Origin of the sequence: Ruania albidiflava DSM 18029 (assembly GCF_000421225.1) — a bacterium.
Taxonomy (GTDB): domain Bacteria; phylum Actinomycetota; class Actinomycetes; order Actinomycetales; family Beutenbergiaceae; genus Ruania; species Ruania albidiflava.
This window is the reverse complement of sequence record NZ_ATWL01000007.1, coordinates 1-16,872: the sequence shown is the minus strand read 5'-3', so window position 1 is coordinate 16,872 and position 16,872 is coordinate 1. Positions and strand designations below refer to the sequence as shown.

The 16,872-nt window shown below is 71.3% G+C and carries 21 protein-coding genes; 9 read left to right on the top strand and 12 right to left on the bottom strand.

What is annotated here, in order from left to right; genetic code table 11:
- Positions 1-23 precede the first annotated feature (23 nt).
- Positions 24-1,319 carry an amidohydrolase family protein gene (locus K338_RS0109775; protein WP_022917993.1) on the bottom strand — a complete coding sequence of 432 codons (1,296 nt, stop codon included), beginning with the start codon at positions 1,317-1,319 and terminating at the stop codon, positions 24-26.
- A complete protein-coding gene (gene hutU / locus K338_RS0109770) occupies positions 1,319-3,001 on the bottom strand; it encodes a urocanate hydratase (protein ID WP_022917992.1) in 1,683 nt (560 codons plus the stop codon). The genes K338_RS0109775 and hutU overlap by 1 nt, the downstream gene beginning before the upstream one ends.
- 105 nt (positions 3,002-3,106) lie before the next feature.
- Between hutU and hutG the strand changes: the two genes are divergently transcribed.
- Positions 3,107-4,159 carry a formimidoylglutamase gene (gene hutG, locus K338_RS21715; protein WP_051154759.1) on the top strand — a complete coding sequence of 351 codons (1,053 nt, stop codon included), beginning with the start codon at positions 3,107-3,109 and terminating at the stop codon, positions 4,157-4,159.
- A gap of 8 nt (positions 4,160-4,167) precedes the next feature.
- Here hutG and K338_RS0109760 read toward each other — a convergent pair whose 3' ends face one another.
- The 3 genes from K338_RS0109760 to K338_RS0109750 are packed head-to-tail and all read right to left on the bottom strand — an operon-like array spanning position 4,168 to position 5,351.
- Complete coding sequence (locus K338_RS0109760) at positions 4,168-4,587, bottom strand: type II toxin-antitoxin system VapC family toxin (RefSeq protein WP_022917990.1); 420 nt, start codon at positions 4,585-4,587, stop codon at positions 4,168-4,170.
- Positions 4,577-4,846 carry a type II toxin-antitoxin system Phd/YefM family antitoxin gene (locus K338_RS0109755; RefSeq protein ID WP_027286666.1) on the bottom strand — a complete coding sequence of 90 codons (270 nt, stop codon included), beginning with the start codon at positions 4,844-4,846 and terminating at the stop codon, positions 4,577-4,579. The genes K338_RS0109760 and K338_RS0109755 overlap by 11 nt, the downstream gene beginning before the upstream one ends.
- Positions 4,847-4,886: 40 nt before the next feature.
- Complete coding sequence (locus tag K338_RS0109750) at positions 4,887-5,351, bottom strand: MarR family winged helix-turn-helix transcriptional regulator (RefSeq protein ID WP_022917988.1); 465 nt, start codon at positions 5,349-5,351, stop codon at positions 4,887-4,889.
- 124 nt (positions 5,352-5,475) lie between these two features.
- Here K338_RS0109750 and K338_RS0109745 point away from each other — a divergent pair, with 124 nt between their 5' ends.
- Together K338_RS0109745 and K338_RS21710 are read left to right on the top strand one after the other, a co-directional pair.
- Complete coding sequence (locus K338_RS0109745; RefSeq protein WP_022917987.1) at positions 5,476-6,579, top strand: LLM class flavin-dependent oxidoreductase; 1,104 nt, start codon at positions 5,476-5,478, stop codon at positions 6,577-6,579.
- Positions 6,576-7,232, top strand: a complete 657-nt coding sequence (locus K338_RS21710) for an NAD(P)H-dependent oxidoreductase (RefSeq protein ID WP_022917986.1) — start codon at positions 6,576-6,578, stop codon at positions 7,230-7,232. The genes K338_RS0109745 and K338_RS21710 overlap by 4 nt, the downstream gene beginning before the upstream one ends.
- A gap of 7 nt (positions 7,233-7,239) precedes the next feature.
- Here the strand turns inward: K338_RS21710 and K338_RS0109735 are convergent, their stop codons facing one another.
- The gene (locus tag K338_RS0109735; protein ID WP_022917985.1) at positions 7,240-8,202 is read right to left on the bottom strand and encodes a ribokinase; all 963 of its coding nucleotides are present in this window, start codon (positions 8,200-8,202) and stop codon (positions 7,240-7,242) included.
- Between the two features lie 146 nt (positions 8,203-8,348).
- Between K338_RS0109735 and K338_RS0109730 the strand changes: the two genes are divergently transcribed.
- Positions 8,349-8,666, top strand: coding sequence for a hypothetical protein (locus tag K338_RS0109730; protein ID WP_022917984.1), 318 nt, complete (start codon positions 8,349-8,351; stop codon positions 8,664-8,666).
- 18 nt (positions 8,667-8,684) lie between these two features.
- On the opposite strand, the gene K338_RS0109725 is transcribed toward K338_RS0109730, so the two are convergent.
- Positions 8,685-9,311, bottom strand: a complete 627-nt coding sequence (locus K338_RS0109725; protein WP_022917983.1) for a TetR/AcrR family transcriptional regulator — start codon at positions 9,309-9,311, stop codon at positions 8,685-8,687.
- Positions 9,312-9,384: 73 nt separating this feature from the next.
- On the opposite strand from K338_RS0109725, the gene K338_RS21705 reads away from it, so the two are divergent.
- The gene (locus tag K338_RS21705; RefSeq protein ID WP_022917982.1) at positions 9,385-9,972 is read left to right on the top strand and encodes a class I SAM-dependent methyltransferase; all 588 of its coding nucleotides are present in this window, start codon (positions 9,385-9,387) and stop codon (positions 9,970-9,972) included.
- A gap of 7 nt (positions 9,973-9,979) precedes the next feature.
- Here the strand turns inward: K338_RS21705 and K338_RS0109715 are convergent, their stop codons facing one another.
- A complete protein-coding gene (locus K338_RS0109715) occupies positions 9,980-11,110 on the bottom strand; it encodes an aminotransferase class V-fold PLP-dependent enzyme (RefSeq protein WP_027286664.1) in 1,131 nt (376 codons plus the stop codon).
- Between the two features lie 69 nt (positions 11,111-11,179).
- On the bottom strand, positions 11,180-12,073 hold the full coding sequence (locus K338_RS0109710; RefSeq protein ID WP_022917980.1) for a DNA-methyltransferase: 894 nt from the start codon (positions 12,071-12,073) through the stop codon (positions 11,180-11,182).
- A gap of 160 nt (positions 12,074-12,233) precedes the next feature.
- On the opposite strand from K338_RS0109710, the gene K338_RS0109705 reads away from it, so the two are divergent.
- A complete protein-coding gene (locus K338_RS0109705; protein ID WP_022917979.1) occupies positions 12,234-13,250 on the top strand; it encodes a bile acid:sodium symporter family protein in 1,017 nt (338 codons plus the stop codon).
- Positions 13,251-13,308: 58 nt separating this feature from the next.
- Here K338_RS0109705 and K338_RS0109700 read toward each other — a convergent pair whose 3' ends face one another.
- The 3 genes from K338_RS0109700 to K338_RS0109690 form a co-directional block, all read right to left on the bottom strand.
- The gene (locus K338_RS0109700; RefSeq protein WP_022917978.1) at positions 13,309-13,704 is read right to left on the bottom strand and encodes a PPOX class F420-dependent oxidoreductase; all 396 of its coding nucleotides are present in this window, start codon (positions 13,702-13,704) and stop codon (positions 13,309-13,311) included.
- Between the two features lie 77 nt (positions 13,705-13,781).
- Positions 13,782-14,006 carry a helix-turn-helix domain-containing protein gene (locus tag K338_RS0109695; RefSeq protein ID WP_022917977.1) on the bottom strand — a complete coding sequence of 75 codons (225 nt, stop codon included), beginning with the start codon at positions 14,004-14,006 and terminating at the stop codon, positions 13,782-13,784.
- Complete coding sequence (locus tag K338_RS0109690) at positions 14,007-14,483, bottom strand: DUF2975 domain-containing protein (protein WP_022917976.1); 477 nt, start codon at positions 14,481-14,483, stop codon at positions 14,007-14,009.
- A 136-nt stretch (positions 14,484-14,619) separates the two neighbouring features.
- Here K338_RS0109690 and K338_RS0109685 point away from each other — a divergent pair, with 136 nt between their 5' ends.
- The 3 genes from K338_RS0109685 to K338_RS0109675 all read left to right on the top strand — a co-directional run bounded on the left by K338_RS0109685 (position 14,620) and on the right by K338_RS0109675 (position 16,736).
- Entirely contained in the window at positions 14,620-15,414 is a 795-nt protein-coding gene (locus K338_RS0109685) for a SurA N-terminal domain-containing protein (protein WP_022917975.1), read from the top strand.
- A 93-nt stretch (positions 15,415-15,507) separates the two neighbouring features.
- Positions 15,508-15,984 carry a DUF4442 domain-containing protein gene (locus K338_RS0109680; RefSeq protein WP_022917974.1) on the top strand — a complete coding sequence of 159 codons (477 nt, stop codon included), beginning with the start codon at positions 15,508-15,510 and terminating at the stop codon, positions 15,982-15,984.
- 65 nt (positions 15,985-16,049) lie between these two features.
- Positions 16,050-16,736 (top strand): HEAT repeat domain-containing protein, encoded by a 687-nt coding sequence (locus tag K338_RS0109675; RefSeq protein ID WP_022917973.1) that lies wholly within the window; start codon positions 16,050-16,052, stop codon positions 16,734-16,736.
- Positions 16,737-16,872: the final 136 nt, after the last annotated feature.

The window sequence follows — 16,872 nt, the reverse complement described above, 5'->3', positions numbered from 1 at the left end:
TCTCCTTGGGGTGGGGGAACCGGTCAGACGACACGCCTCCCGGCCCGCCAGACCGCGTGGGTGAGCGGCATACCGGGCCGGTAGGCGAGGTGGATGGCGGCGGGGGCGTCCAGCACGTGCAGGTCCGCGCGGGCGCCCAGGCCAAGGTGCCCGACGTCGCCGCGGCGCAGCGCCAGCGCCCCGCCACGGGTGGCCGCCCGCAGCGCCTCGGCGATGCTCAGCTGCTGCTGCAGCACCGCCGTGGTGACGCAGAAGGACATCGAGGAGGTGTAGCTGGTGCCCGGGTTGCAGTTCGAGGCGATCGCCAGGTGCGCTCCGCCGTCGAGCAGGGCTCGGGCCGGCGCCAGCGGCGCCCGGGTGGACAGGTCGCACGCCGGCAGCACGGTCGCCACTGTCGGCCCCTGGTCGACGGCGTAGCCTCCGGGCGTAGCGTCCGCACCGGGGGTGGGGCGCAGCTGGCGGGTGCGGGTGGCCGCGAGCGCCTCGATGTCCGCCTCGTCCAGGAAGTTCAGGTGGTCGACGCTGGCTGCCTGGTGGTCGCAGGCGAGGGCGACCACCCCGGAGCGGCCGAGCTGGTGGGCGTGCACCCGCAGCCCGAGGCCGGCCCGGGTCGCCGCGCGCAGGATCGTCTCGGTCTGGTCCAGGTCGAAGGCGCCCTGCTCGCAGAACACGTCCGCCCAGCGCACCTGGTCGCGGACCGCCTGGAGCATCGGCCCGGTGACCAGGTGCACGTACTCCGCGGCGCCGGGTCGCCCGTCCTGTCCGTCGTACTCCGGGGGCACCAGGTGGGCCCCGAGGAAGGTGGCCTCGTCCAGCTCACCGGCGGCGACCAGGTCGGCGAGCAGCTGGGCGGCGGCTGCCTCGTCGGCGAGGGTGAGGCCGTAACCGGTCTTGGTCTCCAGGCAGGTGGTGCCACCGCGGCGGGCCTCGGTGATCCGGGCACGGACCAGGTCGGCCAGCACCTCTGGGTCGGCGGCGCGAGTGGCGGCGGTGGTCACCGTGATGCCGCCGGCGGCATAGGCGCGCCCGGCCATCCGGGCCTGGAACTCCGCGGCGCGGTCACCGGCGAAGGTCAGGTGGGTGTGGGAGTCCACCCAGCCGGGCAGCACGGTGCGCCCACCGAGGTCCACCTGCTCGTCCGCGGCCGGGGCGTGGGTGCGCGGCCCGGTCCAGGCGATGTGCTCGCCGTCGATGACCAGGGCCGCCTCGCGGACCACCTGCCCCTCGGCGGCGCCGGTGACCGGGGCTGCGGTGGGGTCCTCCAGCGCGGGGTCGAAGGTCCACAGCTCGCCGATCCCGGTGAGCAGGGTGCTGGTCATCAGTCGCGTAGCCGGGGTGGCATCGGCACGCGCAGCGACCGGTCGCGCGCCACCTGTGCGGCGCGGGAGTAGCCGGCGTCCACGTGCCGGAGCACCCCGCTGGCGGGGTCGTTGGTCAGCAGCCGGCTCAGCTTCTGCTCGGCCAGGTCGGTGCCGTCGGCCACACCCACCTGGCCGGCGTGGATGGAACGGCCGATGCCCACCCCGCCACCGTGGTGGATGGAGACCCAGGTGGCCCCGGAGGCGGTGGACAGCAGGGCGTTCAGCAGCGGCCAGTCGGCGATCGCATCCGAGCCGTCCAGCATGCCCTCGGTCTCCCGGTACGGGGAGGCCACCGAGCCGGAGTCCAGGTGGTCCCGGCCGATGACGATCGATGCCTTCACCTTCCCCTCGCGCACCAGGTCGTTGAACAGCACCCCGGCCCGGTCCCGCTCCCCCAGCCCGAGCCAGCAGATCCGGGCCGGCAGCCCCTCGAACTCGACGTGCTCGGCGGCGGCGTCCAGCCACCGGTGCAGGTGCTCGTTGTCGGGGAACAGCTCCTTGAGCGCCCGGTCGGTGGTGTGGATGTCTTCCGGGTCACCGGAGAGCGCCACCCACCGGAATGGTCCGAGCCCTTCGCAGAACAGCGGGCGGATGTAGGCGGGCACGAACCCGGGGAACGCGAACGCCCGCTCGCACCCGCCGCGGCGGGCCTCGTCCCGGATGGAGTTGCCGTAGTCGAACACCTCGGCTCCGTCGTCGGCGAAGCCGACCATCGCCTCCACGTGCCGGGCCATGGAGGCCCGGGCCTTCTTGGTGAACCCGTCCGGATCATTCTCGGCCTCCTGCTGCCAGTCCTCGAGCGCCACCTCCAGCGGCAGGTAGCTGAGCGGGTCGTGCGCACTGGTCTGGTCGGTGACCACGTCCACCCGTACCTGGCCGGCGCGGTGCCGGCGCAGCATCTCGGGGAAGGTCTGCGCGGCGTTGCCGACCACCCCGATGGACAGTGGCCGCTCCTCCGCCACCGCGGCGTTGGCGCGCGCCACGGCGTCGTCCAGGTCGGTGGCCACCAGGTCGAGGTAGCGCCTGTCCATCCGCCGCTGCAGCCGGGAGGAGTCCACGTCCACCACGATCACCACCCCATCGTTCAAGGTGACGGCCAGCGGTTGCGCACCGCCCATCCCGCCGCAGCCGCCGGTGAGGGTGAGTGTGCCGGCGAGGGTGCCGCCGAAGCGTTTCCGGGCGACGGCGGCGAACGTCTCGAACGTCCCCTGCAGGATGCCTTGGGTGGCGATGTAGATCCACGAGCCGGCGGTCATCTGCCCGTACATGATCAGCCCCTCGGCCTCGAGGCGGCGGAACTCTTCCCAGGTGGCCCAGTCACCGACCAGGTTGGCGTTGGCGATCAGCACCCGGGGTGCCCACTCGTGGGTGTGCAGGATGCCGACCGGTTTACCGGACTGCACCAGCAACGTCTCGTCGCTCTCCAGGTCCCGCAGGGAGTCGACGATGGCGTCGAAGGCAGCCCAGGACCGGGCGGCCCGCCCGGTGCCGCCGTAGACGACGAGGTCGTCGGGCCGTTCGGCGACCTCGGGATCGAGGTTGTTCTGCAGCATCCGCAGCGGCGCCTCGGTCTGCCACGACTTCGCGGTCAGGTGGGTGCCGCGGGGCGCCCGCACCTCTCGCGCTCCCTCGAGGCCCATCCCTCACCTCCGCACGCTGCTCGGGCACGTCCGCGCACCCATGCCACCGACGAACGTCACGGTAGCACCGCGCCCCGGGCATCGCCGGTGGATACGGTGGTGGTCATGGACGCCGCAGAGGGCCCCTCGGACCGGGCACGGCTCGCGCCGGAGTGGACTGGCCGGTACGACGGCCACGGCCCGGAGCACGCCCGCTGGCACCAGGTGGCCCAGCCAGCGTCCTCCTGGGCTGCGGCGCACGGTAGCGAGCACATCGGGCTGCTCGGCTTCTGCTCCGACGAGGGGGTGCGTCGCAACGGCGGCCGGGCCGGAGCCCGCAGCGGACCGGCAGCGCTGCGCCGTGCGCTCGCCCCGCTGGCCGCCCACGGTGACCTGGCACAGCAGGTGACGGGCCTGGTCGACCATGGTGACGCCGTCACCGGCGGAGAAGACCTGGAGACCGGGCAGGCGGACGCCGCCCGGCTGATCACCACGGCGCTGGATGCGCGGGGGTGCCGACTGGCGATCGTGCTCGGCGGCGGCCACGAGACCGCCTGGGCCAGCTACCGGGGGCTGATGGTCTCCCAGCAGATGGCCGGCCCTGCCGGTGCGCGTCCGCGGTGGGGAGTGCTGAACCTGGACGCCCACTTCGACCTGCGCCAGGAGGACCGGCCCACCTCCGGCACCCCGTTCTGGCAGATGGCCGAGGCGGAGCGAGCGGCTGAGCGGGAGCTGCGCTACGCCGTCATCGGCATCGCTGAGCCCTCGAACACCCCGGTGCTGTTCGACACGGCACGCGAGCTGGGTGTGCGGTGGCTGACCGACGTGGACTGCTGGCGCGGCGGCGAGGCCGGGATCACCGATTTCGTCGCAGACTTCGCCCACGGCCTGGACGTGCTGTATCTGACCATCGACCTGGACGTGCTGCCGGCGAGCGTGGCACCGGGTGTCTCCGCGCCGGCGGCGTTCGGTGTGGGCACCCACCTGGTGGCCGCAGCGGTACGTGCGGCGGCCGGCACCGGGAAGCTGGCGCTGCTGGACGTGGTGGAGCTGAACCCGGCCCTGGACATCGACTCGCGCACCGCGCGGACGGCTGCCCGGCTCATCGACGAGGCCGTGCGTGCGCACGTTCCTCCGGGCCGGACCGCGGATACCTCTCGAGATCTACCGGCGCAGTAGCCGATCACTCATGCCGGGCGCGGCACTGGTATGACCTCGACGGTCTCCTCCAGCCCGCGAAAATCGTCGGGGTTCGCCGTGTACAGCGGCAGGCCCTCGGCAGCTGCGACCGCCGCGATCATCAGGTCGGCAGTGCGCCGGCGGGGGGGCCGGCCGGTCTCGCGGACTGCCGCGCTCAGCCGTCCGAAGGCGCGCGCGGCGTCTGCACCGAACGGAATCGGATCGAACTCGTGCTCAGCCCGCTGAAGGACGTCGAGCCGTCTCGCCCGCTCACTGGCTGCAGAGTCGCTGAGGTGAACCCCCGCGGAGAGCTCAGCCAGGGTGACTGCACTGATTGCCATCTCCTCCGGCAGCGCCGCAGGCTCGATCGACTGCCAGAGGATGAGGATGTTGGTGTCCAGCAAACCCCGGCTCAGCTCACCGCGCATACGGGTCGTCCAGCTCCGGATCGACAGCTTCGTCGAGGTCCCGACGGAATGCGTCGACATCCAGCTGCGGTGCATTCCGTGCAGCCCGAGCAAAGTGCGCACGGGATACGAAGCGACGAGGCTCGCGGATCGGCACCAGCTCACCGATACCGCGCCCATCGCGCGTGACCGTGTAGGTCTGCCCACGCTCCAGGGCGTCCATGATCTCCTTCGACCGCATGCGCAGGTCGCGCTGGCTGATCTCGGGACTCGTGCTCATCTCCTCAGCATAGCAACATGTAGCACTGCGTGCTACATGGTCAGCCGACCTCGTGCTCCTGGGCCCACTGGGGATCCAGACGCTCCCAGATGCGGGCGAGGTCGGCCAGGTCCGTCTCGTCCAGCCGGTCGAGGAACAGCCGGCGCAGCTCGGCATAGTGGGTGCGCCACGCCCTGCGCAGCAGGCTGCGACCGTCGCTGGTCAGCACCACGACATAGCCGCGCCCGTCGTCGCTGGCGCGCTGCCGTTCCACCAGACCGCGCTGCTGCAGCCGGTCGGTGAGTCGGCTGAACCCGCCGGTGGACATCACCCTGCGCTGGGCCAGCTCGGACATCCGCATCCCGGCCCGGCCGGCCTTCGCCAGTAGGGCCAGCACGCTGTACTCGGCCATGCTCACCCCGGCCCCCTCCAGCTCGGCCTCGATCTCCCGCCAGAGGCGGTCGTGCAGATAGAGGAAGCCCTGCCACGCCTTGTCCTCCAGCGGCGTCAGCTGCGGGGTCGCCATGACCACACACTACCGCTGTGCGCGGCACCGGAGCTCTCGGCAGATCCGTCGGACCATCCGGGAATAGTTGCTTGCGCAAGCAACTTACGGCTAGGTGACAGACACACGAGAAGGGTTGTCGACCATGACCACGACTACTGCCGACCGACCGGTGACCGAGCGCCGTCGCCCGTTCGAGCTCGGCTTCACCACCTTCGGAGAGATCACCGCCGATGCTGGCACCGGGGCGATGCCCTCGGCGCACCGGCGGGCCCGGGAGATCATCGAGCAGGCGCGGGTGGCCGACCAGGCGGGACTCGACCTGTTCGGCGTCGGGGAGCACCACCGCACCGACTTCGTCGGCTCCGCCACCAGCGTCATGCTCGCTGCGGCTGCGGAGGCCACCGAGCAGATCCGCCTGACCAGCGCCGTCACCGTGCTCAGCTCCGACGACCCGGTGCGGGTGTGGGAGCAGTTCGCCTCCCTGGACCAGCTCTCCGGTGGACGGGCCGAGATCATCGCCGGACGCGGCTCCTACACCGAGTCCTTCCCCCTGTTCGGCTACGACCTGGCGGACTATGCCGACCTGTTCCGGGAGAAGCTCGACCTGCTGCTGAAGATCCGCACGGAGAACCCGGTGACCTGGCAGGGCACCCTCCGCCCGGCACTCGAGGACGCCGACATCGGGCCGCGGTCGCTGCAGGCGCAGCTGCCGGTCTGGGTGGGCGTGGGCGGCTCCCCGGCCTCGGCGATCAGCACCGGACGCCTCGGGCTCCCGATGGCGCTGGCCTTCCTGCTCGGACCGCTCCGTCTGCACGAGCAGACCGTCGGGCTGTACCGGGCCGCTGCGCAGCAGGCCGGGCACCGGGACACCGACCTGCGCACGAGCATCAACCTGCACGGATACGTGGGGGCCACCAGCCAGGCAGCCCGAGACGTGATGTACCCGTACTTCGCCCAGGGGATGAAGGAGAACAACCACCAACGCGGGGTCGGCATGCAGATGCCTCGGGTGGCGTTCGAGGCCCAGACGTCCGCGGACGCCGCACTCCTGGTCGGCAGCCCGCAGGAGGTCATCGACAAGCTGCTCACCTACCACGAGGTCTATGGCGCCGACCGCGCCCTGGTCCAGATCGGCTTCGGGGGCATGCCCCAGCGGGACGTGCTGGCCGCGATCGAGCGGCTCGGTACCGAGGTGGCGCCGGTCGTCCGGCGCGAGGTCGCAGCCCGGAAGGAGGCCACGGCATGACCACGGCAGCTCTGACCCGCACACCGGGCCGAGATGTACTCACCGACGCTGGCACACCCGGGACGCTCCACGTGGTGGTGGTGAACGGCAGCCCCAGCGAGAAGTCCAAGACCGTGGGCCTGACCGAGGTGGTCGTGGACACCCTCCGCCAGGTGCTGGAGCCCTCCGGCATCACCGTGCACACGAGCCGGATCGATGTCTACCGGCTGGGTGAGCAGTTCACTGGTGCTCTCGAGCGCGAGGGGGTGGCCCCCGAGGTCGACGCGGTGCTGCAGCAGGCGGAGTCCGCCGACCTGCTGATCGCAGCCACGCCGGTGTTCCGCGGCTCCTACACCGGTCTGTTCAAGCACTTCTTCGACCTGGTGGACCAGTACGCACTGGCCAACACCCCCGTGCTGCTGGCCGCCACCGGCGGTGGGGAGCATCATGCCCTGGTGCTCGAACATGCGCTGCGGCCCCTGTTCGGCTTCTTCCAGGCGATGACCCTCCCGGTCGCGGTCTTCGCCTCCTCCGGTGACTTCGACGGGACCACGTTGCTCACCCCCCGCGTCTACGGGCGGATCGAGATGGCGGTCCGGGACGTCCTGCCGCTGCTCGTGGCGGCGGCCGCCGAACCTGGCCGCACCGCCGACCAGGCAGCACGCGCTGGGTGAGCGGGCGTCATGACGTGCTCTCGGTATCGCGCGGGGCAGCGCGAGCCAGCAGGTCGGCCACCGCACCGGCGGTGGGTACCGAGTCCTGCGCACCAGCGGTGCCCACCGCCAGGGCTGCTGCGGCGGAGGCGACCCGAGCAGCATCGGCGACCGTCTCGATCGCTGGCACGCTGCCCTCTGCCGGGCGGGTCGCAGCCAGCCGGGCGGCGAGAACCCCGCAGAACGTGTCGCCGGCTCCGGTGGTGTCCACCGCGGTCACCTCGAAGGCGGGAACCTGCCGGCGTTCTGTCCCGACCACCACCAGCGCTCCGGCCGACCCGAGGGTGACGATCAGCACCGGCACCTGCTCCGCGACCTGGACGATCGCCGCCTCGGTGCCGATCGCCCCGGCGATGTCGGCGAGCTCGTGCTCGTTGACCACCAGCACGTCGGTGACCGCGAGCAGGTCCGCGGCGGTGGCCGGCTCGGTCATCGCTGCCGACGGTGCCGCGTTCAGCAGGAACAGCGAACCCTCGGGTCGCTCTCGGCCCGCCTGGAGGACCAGCGGGACGGGCACCTCCAGCTGGGTGATCACCGCCCCGGCGCGGGCGAGCACGTCCCGCTGCGCCGGTTCCAGCTCCTCCCGGGCAGCGTTCGCGCCGGCGGCCACCACGATGGCGTTCTCACCGTCAGCGGCCACGGTGATCAGCGCGGTGCCGGTCGGACCGGGCACGCTGACCAGACCGGTGGTGTCGATGCCCTCAGTCTCCAGGTCGCGGCGGCGGACGTCCGCGTCCGGGTCAGAACCAACGGCGCCGACGAAGGCGACCCGAGCACCACCTGCGCGAGCCGCAGCGACTGCCTGGTTCGCCCCCTTGCCGCCGCCGTACCGGGCCAGGTCCTCCCCGAGCAGAGTCTCCCCCGGCCCGGGGATGCGGGCCACCCGGGCGACGACATCGGTGTTCACACTGCCTACCACGACCACGGTCATGGCCCCATCCTCCCCGACTGCACACCCGCGGTGCTGCTCGCTCCCGCACGGACCAGTGGTTGGTGTGCTCTGCCATAGTGGGAACCGCTTCGCCGAGCAGCCTGCTGGGCGAAGACGGCACCTGTTCACCAACGAGGGGATCGACCATGGGCTGGGCACGCACGCTGCTGCTGGGCGACATCGGCAACCGGCTGGACATCGCGGACACCGAGACCGGCATCAACGAGCTGCGTGGACGGCTGGCCGCGATGCGCAGCGAGCGGAGACGTACCGATGCGCACCAGGATGCCCAGCTGGCCAACGCTCGCCAACGCCTCGATGAGCTCGAGGCAGAGGTCGACGACCTGAAGCTGTATGTCACCGCTCTGTCGGAGCTGCTCATCGAGTACGCGGGCGTCCCGCGGGAGAGGGTGCAGCGGCTCGTCGGTGCGGTGGACCCGGACGAGGGGGCACAGCCCCACTGACTGCTCGCGGTGCCGGTCTCAGTGCACCGCTGACCGGTCCCCTGCTCCCAGGAGCTGGCGCTCCAGCTGTTCCTCCACCCAGTCCTGGTACTCGCGGTTGGTCCAGCCGGAGGAGAGCACGAGCTCGGTGTAGATCCCGGTCGCGGCGAGCGCGCGGTAGATGGCCTGGGCCGCGGGCAGCGGCAGCACCAGCGCTTCCCCGATCGAGGCGACGATCTGGTCCTGCACCGCGTTGCGGGCCTCCAGCTTGGCGCGCAGCATGTCCCTGGTCGGGTGGTCCTCCGCGGAGGCGGCCTCGAACAACGCGATCACGTCGTAGGCAGCCTCGAACAGCGAAGCCAGGAACTGGGCGGCCAGGCCGACGGTGCGGCGCGGGTCGGTCTCGGCGAGGGCCGCCTGCACGATCTCTCCCGCGTGGGCGTCGGCGAGCATCTGCTCGCAGAGCACGGAGAGGATCTCCCGCTTGGCGCCGAAGGCGGTGTACACCGTGCGGTGGGCCACCCCGGCCTCGTCGGCGATCGCGGTCATCGTGGTCATCCGGTAGCCCTGGGCCGCGAACAAGCGCCGTGCGGCTGCCGCGATCCGCTCCCGGGTCGCCGCAGCCTGCTCCTGCCGGTAGCTCAGCGAGGACGAAGTTGCCGCCATGTCTGGACAGTAGCACTGCAATGGGTGCAGTATAACTGCACTGAGTACTGCGGCACTGCAGACGGAGGCCATCATGCCCACGCCGTATACCTTCCTCTACCAGATCGGCTTCACCCCCTGGGAAGCCTCCGACGACCGGGGCCCGCTCCCCCAGGTGCTCGCCGCCCGGCCACCAGGTCGCGCGCTCGATACCGGCTGCGGCTCCGGCCGGCAGAGTGTGCTGCTGGCAGAGCACGGCTGGCAGGTGACCGGTGTGGATGTGGTGGCCAAACCGCTGCGTGCCGCCCGGGCCCGTGCCCTGGCGGCTGGGGTGGACCAGCAGGTGAGGTTCGTCCGGGCGGACGTCACCCGGCTGGGTGACGGCCTGCCCGGCGCCCCGTTCGACCTGGTCACCGATGTCGGCTGCCTGCACGGGCTCAGCGATGGCGGGCGGCGGGCGTTCACCGCCTGGCTGTCCGAGCACACCACTGGCGGGGCGGACCTGCTCGTCTCCGCGGCGCTCCCGCGGCGCGGCATCGGCCCGCGCGGGATCGACGAGGCCACGCTGGGCTCTCTCCTCGGCCCGACCTGGTCGGTGGTCGCAGTCACCAGCCCGGACGGGGTCGGTCGCGGCCCGCTCGCCGGTGCGCAGTTCCGCTGGTACCACTACCGGCGGGACTGAGCGCGGCTCACACGCCGAGCGCGTCCAGAGCCGCCTCGAGCCGCGCCACAGTGCCGTCGACGTCGCCGAGCTTGTCCAGGCCGAACAGCCCGATCCGGAAGGTGGAGAAGTCCTCCCCCTCACCGCACTGCAGCGGCACACCGGCTGCCACTTGCAGGCCGACCCGCTTGAACGCCGCACCGCTGTACAGGTCGGAGTCGTCGGTGTGCACCACCACGACCGTGGGCGCGGCGAACCCCTCGGCCGCCACGGACGGCAGACCGCGGGAGGCGAGCAGGTCCCGGACCCGCGCGCCCAGCTCGGTCTGGGCCGAGCGCAGCGCCTCCAGCCCGCGCTCGGTGGTGGCACGCATCAGCTCCACGTTGTGGGCGAGCGTGTCCGTGGGCATGGTCGCGTGGTACGGGGCGTGCCCGGCGCGGTACTCCTCCGCGATGGACAGCCACTTCTTCAGGTCCGCGGCGAAGCTGGTGGTCTGGCTCTGCACCACCGCCGCGTGCCCGGCCTCGCCGAACATCACCAGCCCGGCGCCCGGTGACCCGCTCCAGCCTTTCTGCGGGGCGGTGATGAGCACGTCCACACCCAGGTCGGCCATGTCCACCCACAACGCACCCGAGGCGACGCAGTCCAGCACGAACAGCCCTCCGCCGTCATGCGTGGCCTCGGCGACGGCGCGCAGGTACTCCTCGGGCAGCACCATCCCGGAGGCGGTCTCCACGTGCGGGGCGAACACCACCTCGGGGCGCTCGGCCCGGATCGCAGCGACCACCTCCTCCACCGGTGCCGGCTGCCAGGGGGCCTGGTGGCCCTCACCCACCGGGCGTGCGGTGAGCACGGTGCTGGCAGCGGGGATCGACCCGACGTCGAAGATCTGCGACCACCGGTAGGAGAACAGCCCGTTGCGCAGCACCAGGGTCCGCCGTCCGGTGGCGAGCTGGCGAGCCACCGCCTCCATGGCGTAGGTGCCACCACCAGGCACGACCGCCACGCTACGGGCCTGGTAGGTGCTGCGCAGGATGTCGATGGTCTCCTGCATCACCCCGACGAACCGCTGCGACATGTGGTTCAGGGAGAGATCGGTGAACACCACCGAGTACTCCAGCAGGCCGTCGGGGTCGATGTCGTCGTGCGGCAGGTTCACAGCTGCCACTGTGTCACATCGGCTGCCGTCGTCGGCAGGAGTCTCGCCCCAGGGCTCGCTCGAGGCCGCTCAGCGCACCACCTGCGGCTCGGACATGCTGACGAAGTCCAGACCGGTGCCGCTGCAGCGATCGGCATCGGGCAACCGGCGGCGCATCACCTCGATCGCCTCGGGGCTGGAGTCCACCAGCACGTACCGGCGGCCCAGCTTCCCGGCGACCGCCCCGAGCGTGCCGCTGCCGGCGAAGAAGTCCAGCACCCAGTCCCCGGCTGCGCTGGAGGCCTGCACCATCCGGCGCACGATCCCCTCCGGCTTCTGCGTGGGGTAGCCGGTCTTCTCCTTGCCGGTGGAGGAGACGATCGTGTGCCACCACACGTCCGTGGGCAGCTTGCCGCGGGCGGACTTCTCCGGGCCCACCAGTCCGGGGGCCATGTAGGGCTCCCGGTCCACCTCGGCGTTGTCGAAGTAGTACCGGGTGGGGTTCTTCACGTACACCAGGATCGTCTGGTGCTTGGCCGGCCACCGGCTGTTCGCCCGCGCACCGTAGTCGTAGGCCCAGATGATCTCGTTCAGGAAGCACTCCCGGCCGAACAGCGCGTCCAGCAGCACCTTGGCGTAGTGGCTCTCCCGGTAGTCCAGCTGCAGATACAGCGTGCCGTCCTCGGTGAGCAGCCGCCAGGCTTCCTCCAGCCGGGGCTCCAGGAACGCCCAGTAGTCGGCGAACGCGTCGTTGTAGGCGGTCACCTTGCCGCGCACGGTCTCATAGCTGCGGCCGGTGAACCCCAGCCGGGTGCCGGCCTCCGAGGCGACCACCCGCATCGACTCCCGCCGCTGCACCTTGCCGGTGTTGAACGGCGGGTCCAGGTAGATCATCCGGAAGGTGGCGTCCGGCAGCCGGCCGAGCACCTCGGCGTTGTCGGCGTGGATCACCAGATCCGGACCGTCCGGTGTCCACAGGCTCATGCTCCGCAGGGTACCCGGCGCCGTACCTCACCAGGACCAGCGCCGCACCCGGGCACAGCGCCGCACCCGGGCACAGCGCCCCACCCGGGCACAGCGCCCCACCCGGGGCCGTCGTTCGCCACGTGGCTCAGGAAACCCCCGTTGTCATACGGTGACCGGTATGGCCCGTCCCACGCCTTCCGACCCCACCCCGCCCCGCTCCGAGACCGACACGCCTGAGCCCGCGGGCGGCGCCACGGGAGCGACCGCCGCTCAGCGTGAGGACCGCTCCGCGCGGGTGGCGGTGACCATCTTCCCGCTGCTCGTGCTTGCCGCCGCAGTCTTCGGCTTCGTCGCGACCGGCCCCTCGCTCGCGCTGCTGCCGTGGGTGAACGTGCTCCTGGGGATCATCATGTTCGGGATGGGCCTGACGCTGACCGTCCCGGACTTCGCGCTGGTCGCCAAGCGGCCGTGGCCGGTGCTGATCGGCGTCGTCGCACAGTTCGTGATCATGCCGCTGGTCGGCCTGGGGCTCTCCGTGGCCCTGCAGCTGCCCGCCGAGCTGGCGGCCGGGGTGATCCTGGTGGGTTGCGCACCCGGCGGTACCAGCTCGAACGTGATCACCTACCTCTCCCGGGCGGACACCGCACTGTCGGTGACGATGACCTCGATCTCCACGCTGCTGGCACCGTTGCTGACCCCGTTGCTCACGCTGCTGCTGGCCGGGCAGTACATGGAGGTCAGTGCCGGTGAGATGGCGCTGACCATCGTGAAGATCGTGCTGCTGCCGGTGATCGGCGGCCTGGTGATCCGGCTGCTGCTCTCCCGCCTGGTGGACACGGTGCTGCCGGCGCTGCCGTGGGTCTCGGTGATCGCGATCTCGTTGGTGGTCGCCGCGGTGGTGGCCAACAGCGCCGAGCAGATCGTCTCCGCCGGCCTGCTCGTGCTCCTGGCCGTGGTGCTGCACAACGGTCTGGGCTACCTGCTCGGCTACGGTGCCGGCCGGCTGCTGCGCCAACCGATCCGTTCGGCGCGCACCATCTCCATCGAGGTGGGCATGCAGAACTCTGGCCTGGCGGCCGGGCTCGCCGCCCAGTACTTCTCCCCGGTGGCCGCACTGCCCGGTGCGGTGTTCTCCATCTGGCACAACCTCTCCGGGGCGGTGCTGGCCGCGATCTACCGGCGTACCGCCCGCTGACCGGGGTGCCGGCCCCGGGCGGGCCGCCGGCGAGCCGGTCGTCCGCCGGGTGGAGCGCTCAGGCTCCCATGTCGACGGCGTGGATCCGGTTCGGCTCGATCGTCACCACCACGCGGCTCTCCCCCGGGCGGTCCATCTGCCGCAGGTCGGCGCCGTACTTGGCTCCGACCCGGTCGGCGAAGGCGAGGTCCGGGTCGGGCTCGAGGTGCGCATCGCCGCGGATCTCCAGGTACCGGTAGGGGTTGGCCAGGTCGAGGATGAACAGCGTGGCCGCGGAGTTGGCGCGCAGGTTGTGCACCTTCTGCCGAGTGGTGTTCAGCGACAGCCGCACGGTGTCGCCCTCGGCGAGGAACCACAGCGCGGTCAGCTGGGGCCGCGCGTCGGGGCCGATGGTCGCCAGCGTGGCCACCTGAGCGTCCAGCAGGTCGCGGTGAGAGTCGGGGATCGCGGGCATGGCACTCCTGGAGGTCGGGGACCCACGCCGGTCCGGTGGGGCCATCGGTGCCAGTCTGCGCTCCCGACCGCACTAGTTCAATCTTGAATCTCTTCGTCGACCGGTTCCCAGCGCAGTACGTCCCCGGGCTGGCAGTCCAGCACCTGGCAGATCGCCGCCAGCGTGGAGAACCGGACCGCCTTCGCCCGGCCGTTCTTCAGCACGGCCACGTTCGCCGGGCTCAGCCCCACCCGCTCGGCGAACTCCCCCACACCCATCCCCCGTTCAGCGAGCAGCACATCCAGGTTCACGACGATCGCCACTCAGATCACCTCGGCCAGCTCGGCGCGCATCGCCACGGCCGACCGCAGCAGCGCCCGCATCACCACCATCAGCAGGGTGAAGGCCGCACCGGCAGCACATCCGCCGAGCAGCACCAGGGGCACAGTCACCGGACCTTGCTGCACCACGAACAGCACATGCGCGGTCAGCAGCAGGATCAGCGTGGTCGCCACCACTCCGGCGCCGATCATCACCCCGACCCAGCGGAAGGCCCCGACGTCGAAGATCGCCCCGCGATGCACCCGGGTGAGCAGGGGCCAGATCGCCACCAGCACCACCTGCCCGCAGGCGATCGTCGCAATACCCGCGACGGCGTAGGGCACCTGGAGAGAGGACAGCTCCGGGGCCATCGTGGCCGCCTCTCTCGCCGCGAGCGGCACCAGGGCCTGAGCGGCGAGCGCGAGCAGCAGCAGGACCATGATCAGCGCCCGCAAAGGGACGATCACTTTCGGCGTCATGTCCCGATTATCAATAGATATCTATCGACAGTCAATAGGTGCGCCGTGAACCTGAGTATTTCCTGATCGTCAGGTGGGAGCGGTCCTCAGGTTGGCTGCCTACTCTCGCAGGTTCGCACCGAGAGCGAGGAGACCCATGAAGATCACACGCCCCCTGACCGCAGTCGGGATCGCGGCCCTGCTGGCGCTCGCCGGCTGCTCCGACGACAGCGGGTCGGGCGACGCCGGCTCCGCTGAACCGGACCAGACCGCTAGCGACCCGGCGGCCGACCCTGAGGGCAACCCCGAAGCCGACCCAGAGTCCGGCGCCCAGATGCCGGACGCCGAGGTCGACGATGTCCCGGACGTCGTCGCTGAGGTGAACGGTGAGGAGATCACCCGGGACGAGTTCGTCGGCGACTATGAAGCCCAGCTGCAGCAGGCAGCCATGTCCCAGGACCCGAGCCAGATCGACCAGGACGAGCTCAAGCAGCAGGTCGCCCAGAACATGGTGGACAACCGGCTCCTGGTCCAGGCAGCCGACGAGTCCGGGATCGAGCCCACCGAGGAGGACATCGACACCACCCTGGAGGACATCGCCGCGCAGAGCGGGATGACCTCCTCCGACGAGGTGGTCGCGGCGCTGGAAGAGCAAGGGATGACCGAGGAGGAGATCCGTGCTGAGGCGGCGGACCAGTTCCAGGTCATGGGCTACATCGAGGCCGAGGCGGACATCACCGAACCGTCCGAGGACGAGCTGCGCGAGCAGTATGACGCCTACGTGGAGCAGATGGAGCAGGCTGGACAGGGCGGGGAGGACGCGGAGATGCCTTCCTTCGAGGAGATGCGCGACCAGCTCGCCCAGCAGGCGGTCAGCGAGCAGCAGAACGCCGCTGCCGAGGAGATCCTCACCAGCCTGCGCGAGGAGGGGGACGTGACGATCAACCTCTGACCGCTGGAGCGGGCCGACGCACCCTGCCGGGCGGGCCGCCCCAGCCCCCTGCTACCGACCGGAGCTGTGAGCGCCCGCGCCTAGGATCGGCGCATGTCCCAACGACAGCACCCGCTGGCCCGGATCGCCAGCACCCCCGGCCGGCTGCGCGTGCTGCTGAACGTGTGGCCGCCGTTCCTGTTCAGCGGTATCCGGGTGCGGCACGTGTCCGCCGACTTCCGGCACGTGCGGGTGCGGATGGGCAAGCACCTGCTCACCTCGAACTACTTCGGCACCCAGTTCGGCGGCACCATGTTCGCGATGACCGACCCGTTCTGGACCATCCTGGTCGCCCAGAACCTGGGCCCGGGCTACACCGTGTGGGACCGGCAGGCAGAGATCGAGTTCCTCGCCCCCGGGCGCACCGCTGTCACTGCGGAGTTCACCCTGGAGAAGGCGGTGCTGGACGAGCTGTGCGCCGCGGCCGCCGGAGGGCAGAAGGTGCTGCGCTGGTTCGACACCGACATCCTCGATCGGCGCGGGGATGTTGTCGCGCGTGTGCGCAAGCAGGTGTACGTGCGGCGCCGCTGAACGGCCAGGTCTCAGAAGCTGCGGCCGGCGACACCCTGCTGCGGGGACCGGCGTACCATGAGCCCATGGTGGCCTCGCCGCAGTGGCGCACCGAGCTGCAGGCGCTGGAGCCGGCGCAGTGGCCCGCCTACCTGCACGAGCACTCCGGTCTGCCCGGGCCGCGGGCGAACACGGCACTGGTCGCCGCAGTGGCCACCCTCGCGGGCGCGGAGGTGATCGACCTGCTGCTCGCCGACGCCCAGGAGTACACCGCGATGTGCGCGGCGGCCGCGCTCGGCCGCCGCAGCGAGGATCCTCGGGCGCGAGAGCGGGCCCGGCTGCTCGCCCGCGACCAGCGGTGGCGCGTGCGTGAAGGTGTGGCCATCGGGCTGCAGCTGCTCGCCGACGAGGCCCCGGCAGCACTCGCGCCGACCGTGCTCGCCTGGGCCGACGACCCCGATCCGCTGGTGCAACGGGCGGCGGCCGCAGCGGTGTGCGAGCCGCGGCTGCTGCGCACGGCAGAGGCCGCTGCCCTGGCCGTGGAGGTGTGCCGACGCTGCACCGCTGGGCTTCTCCGGGTGCCGGCACATGAACGGCGCGACCGGGACGTGCGCACGTTGCGCCAGGCACTGGGGTACTGCTGGAGCGTGGCCGTGGCCGCCGATCCGGAACCCGGCCTGGCGGCCTTCCGGGCGCTGGGTTCCACCGACCCGGACGTCGCCTGGATCCGCACGCAGAACCTGCGGAAGAAGCGTCTGGCTCGCCTCGTCTGACAGCCACCGGCTGCCTCCTGGTCCGGGGTAGGCCGAGACCGCCTAGCTGTACCCGGCCAGGAGGTTGGTTACAGGCGGCTGGTGGGAGGTAGTCCACCGAGTGCGCTGTGGCCACGGACAGTGTTGTAAGTTTCCA

Coding starts and splice junctions, on each gene's coding strand:
- K338_RS0109745 (WP_022917987.1), top strand. CDS start 5,476: ATGACCACGACTACTGCCGACCGACCGGTGACCGAGCGCCGTCGCCCG.
- hutU (WP_022917992.1), bottom strand. CDS start 3,001: ATGGGCCTCGAGGGAGCGCGAGAGGTGCGGGCGCCCCGCGGCACCCAC.
- K338_RS0109750 (WP_022917988.1), bottom strand. CDS start 5,351: ATGGCGACCCCGCAGCTGACGCCGCTGGAGGACAAGGCGTGGCAGGGC.
- K338_RS0109700 (WP_022917978.1), bottom strand. CDS start 13,704: ATGCCCGCGATCCCCGACTCTCACCGCGACCTGCTGGACGCTCAGGTG.
- hutG (WP_051154759.1), top strand. CDS start 3,107: ATGGACGCCGCAGAGGGCCCCTCGGACCGGGCACGGCTCGCGCCGGAG.
- K338_RS21705 (WP_022917982.1), top strand. CDS start 9,385: ATGCCCACGCCGTATACCTTCCTCTACCAGATCGGCTTCACCCCCTGG.
- K338_RS0109760 (WP_022917990.1), bottom strand. CDS start 4,587: ATGCGCGGTGAGCTGAGCCGGGGTTTGCTGGACACCAACATCCTCATC.
- K338_RS0109725 (WP_022917983.1), bottom strand. CDS start 9,311: ATGGCGGCAACTTCGTCCTCGCTGAGCTACCGGCAGGAGCAGGCTGCG.
- K338_RS0109675 (WP_022917973.1), top strand. CDS start 16,050: ATGGTGGCCTCGCCGCAGTGGCGCACCGAGCTGCAGGCGCTGGAGCCG.
- K338_RS0109685 (WP_022917975.1), top strand. CDS start 14,620: ATGAAGATCACACGCCCCCTGACCGCAGTCGGGATCGCGGCCCTGCTG.
- K338_RS0109735 (WP_022917985.1), bottom strand. CDS start 8,202: ATGACCGTGGTCGTGGTAGGCAGTGTGAACACCGATGTCGTCGCCCGG.
- K338_RS0109690 (WP_022917976.1), bottom strand. CDS start 14,483: ATGACGCCGAAAGTGATCGTCCCTTTGCGGGCGCTGATCATGGTCCTG.
- K338_RS0109730 (WP_022917984.1), top strand. CDS start 8,349: ATGGGCTGGGCACGCACGCTGCTGCTGGGCGACATCGGCAACCGGCTG.
- K338_RS21710 (WP_022917986.1), top strand. CDS start 6,576: ATGACCACGGCAGCTCTGACCCGCACACCGGGCCGAGATGTACTCACC.
- K338_RS0109680 (WP_022917974.1), top strand. CDS start 15,508: ATGTCCCAACGACAGCACCCGCTGGCCCGGATCGCCAGCACCCCCGGC.
- K338_RS0109710 (WP_022917980.1), bottom strand. CDS start 12,073: ATGAGCCTGTGGACACCGGACGGTCCGGATCTGGTGATCCACGCCGAC.
- K338_RS0109755 (WP_027286666.1), bottom strand. CDS start 4,846: ATGAGCACGAGTCCCGAGATCAGCCAGCGCGACCTGCGCATGCGGTCG.
- K338_RS0109775 (WP_022917993.1), bottom strand. CDS start 1,319: ATGACCAGCACCCTGCTCACCGGGATCGGCGAGCTGTGGACCTTCGAC.
- K338_RS0109705 (WP_022917979.1), top strand. CDS start 12,234: ATGGCCCGTCCCACGCCTTCCGACCCCACCCCGCCCCGCTCCGAGACC.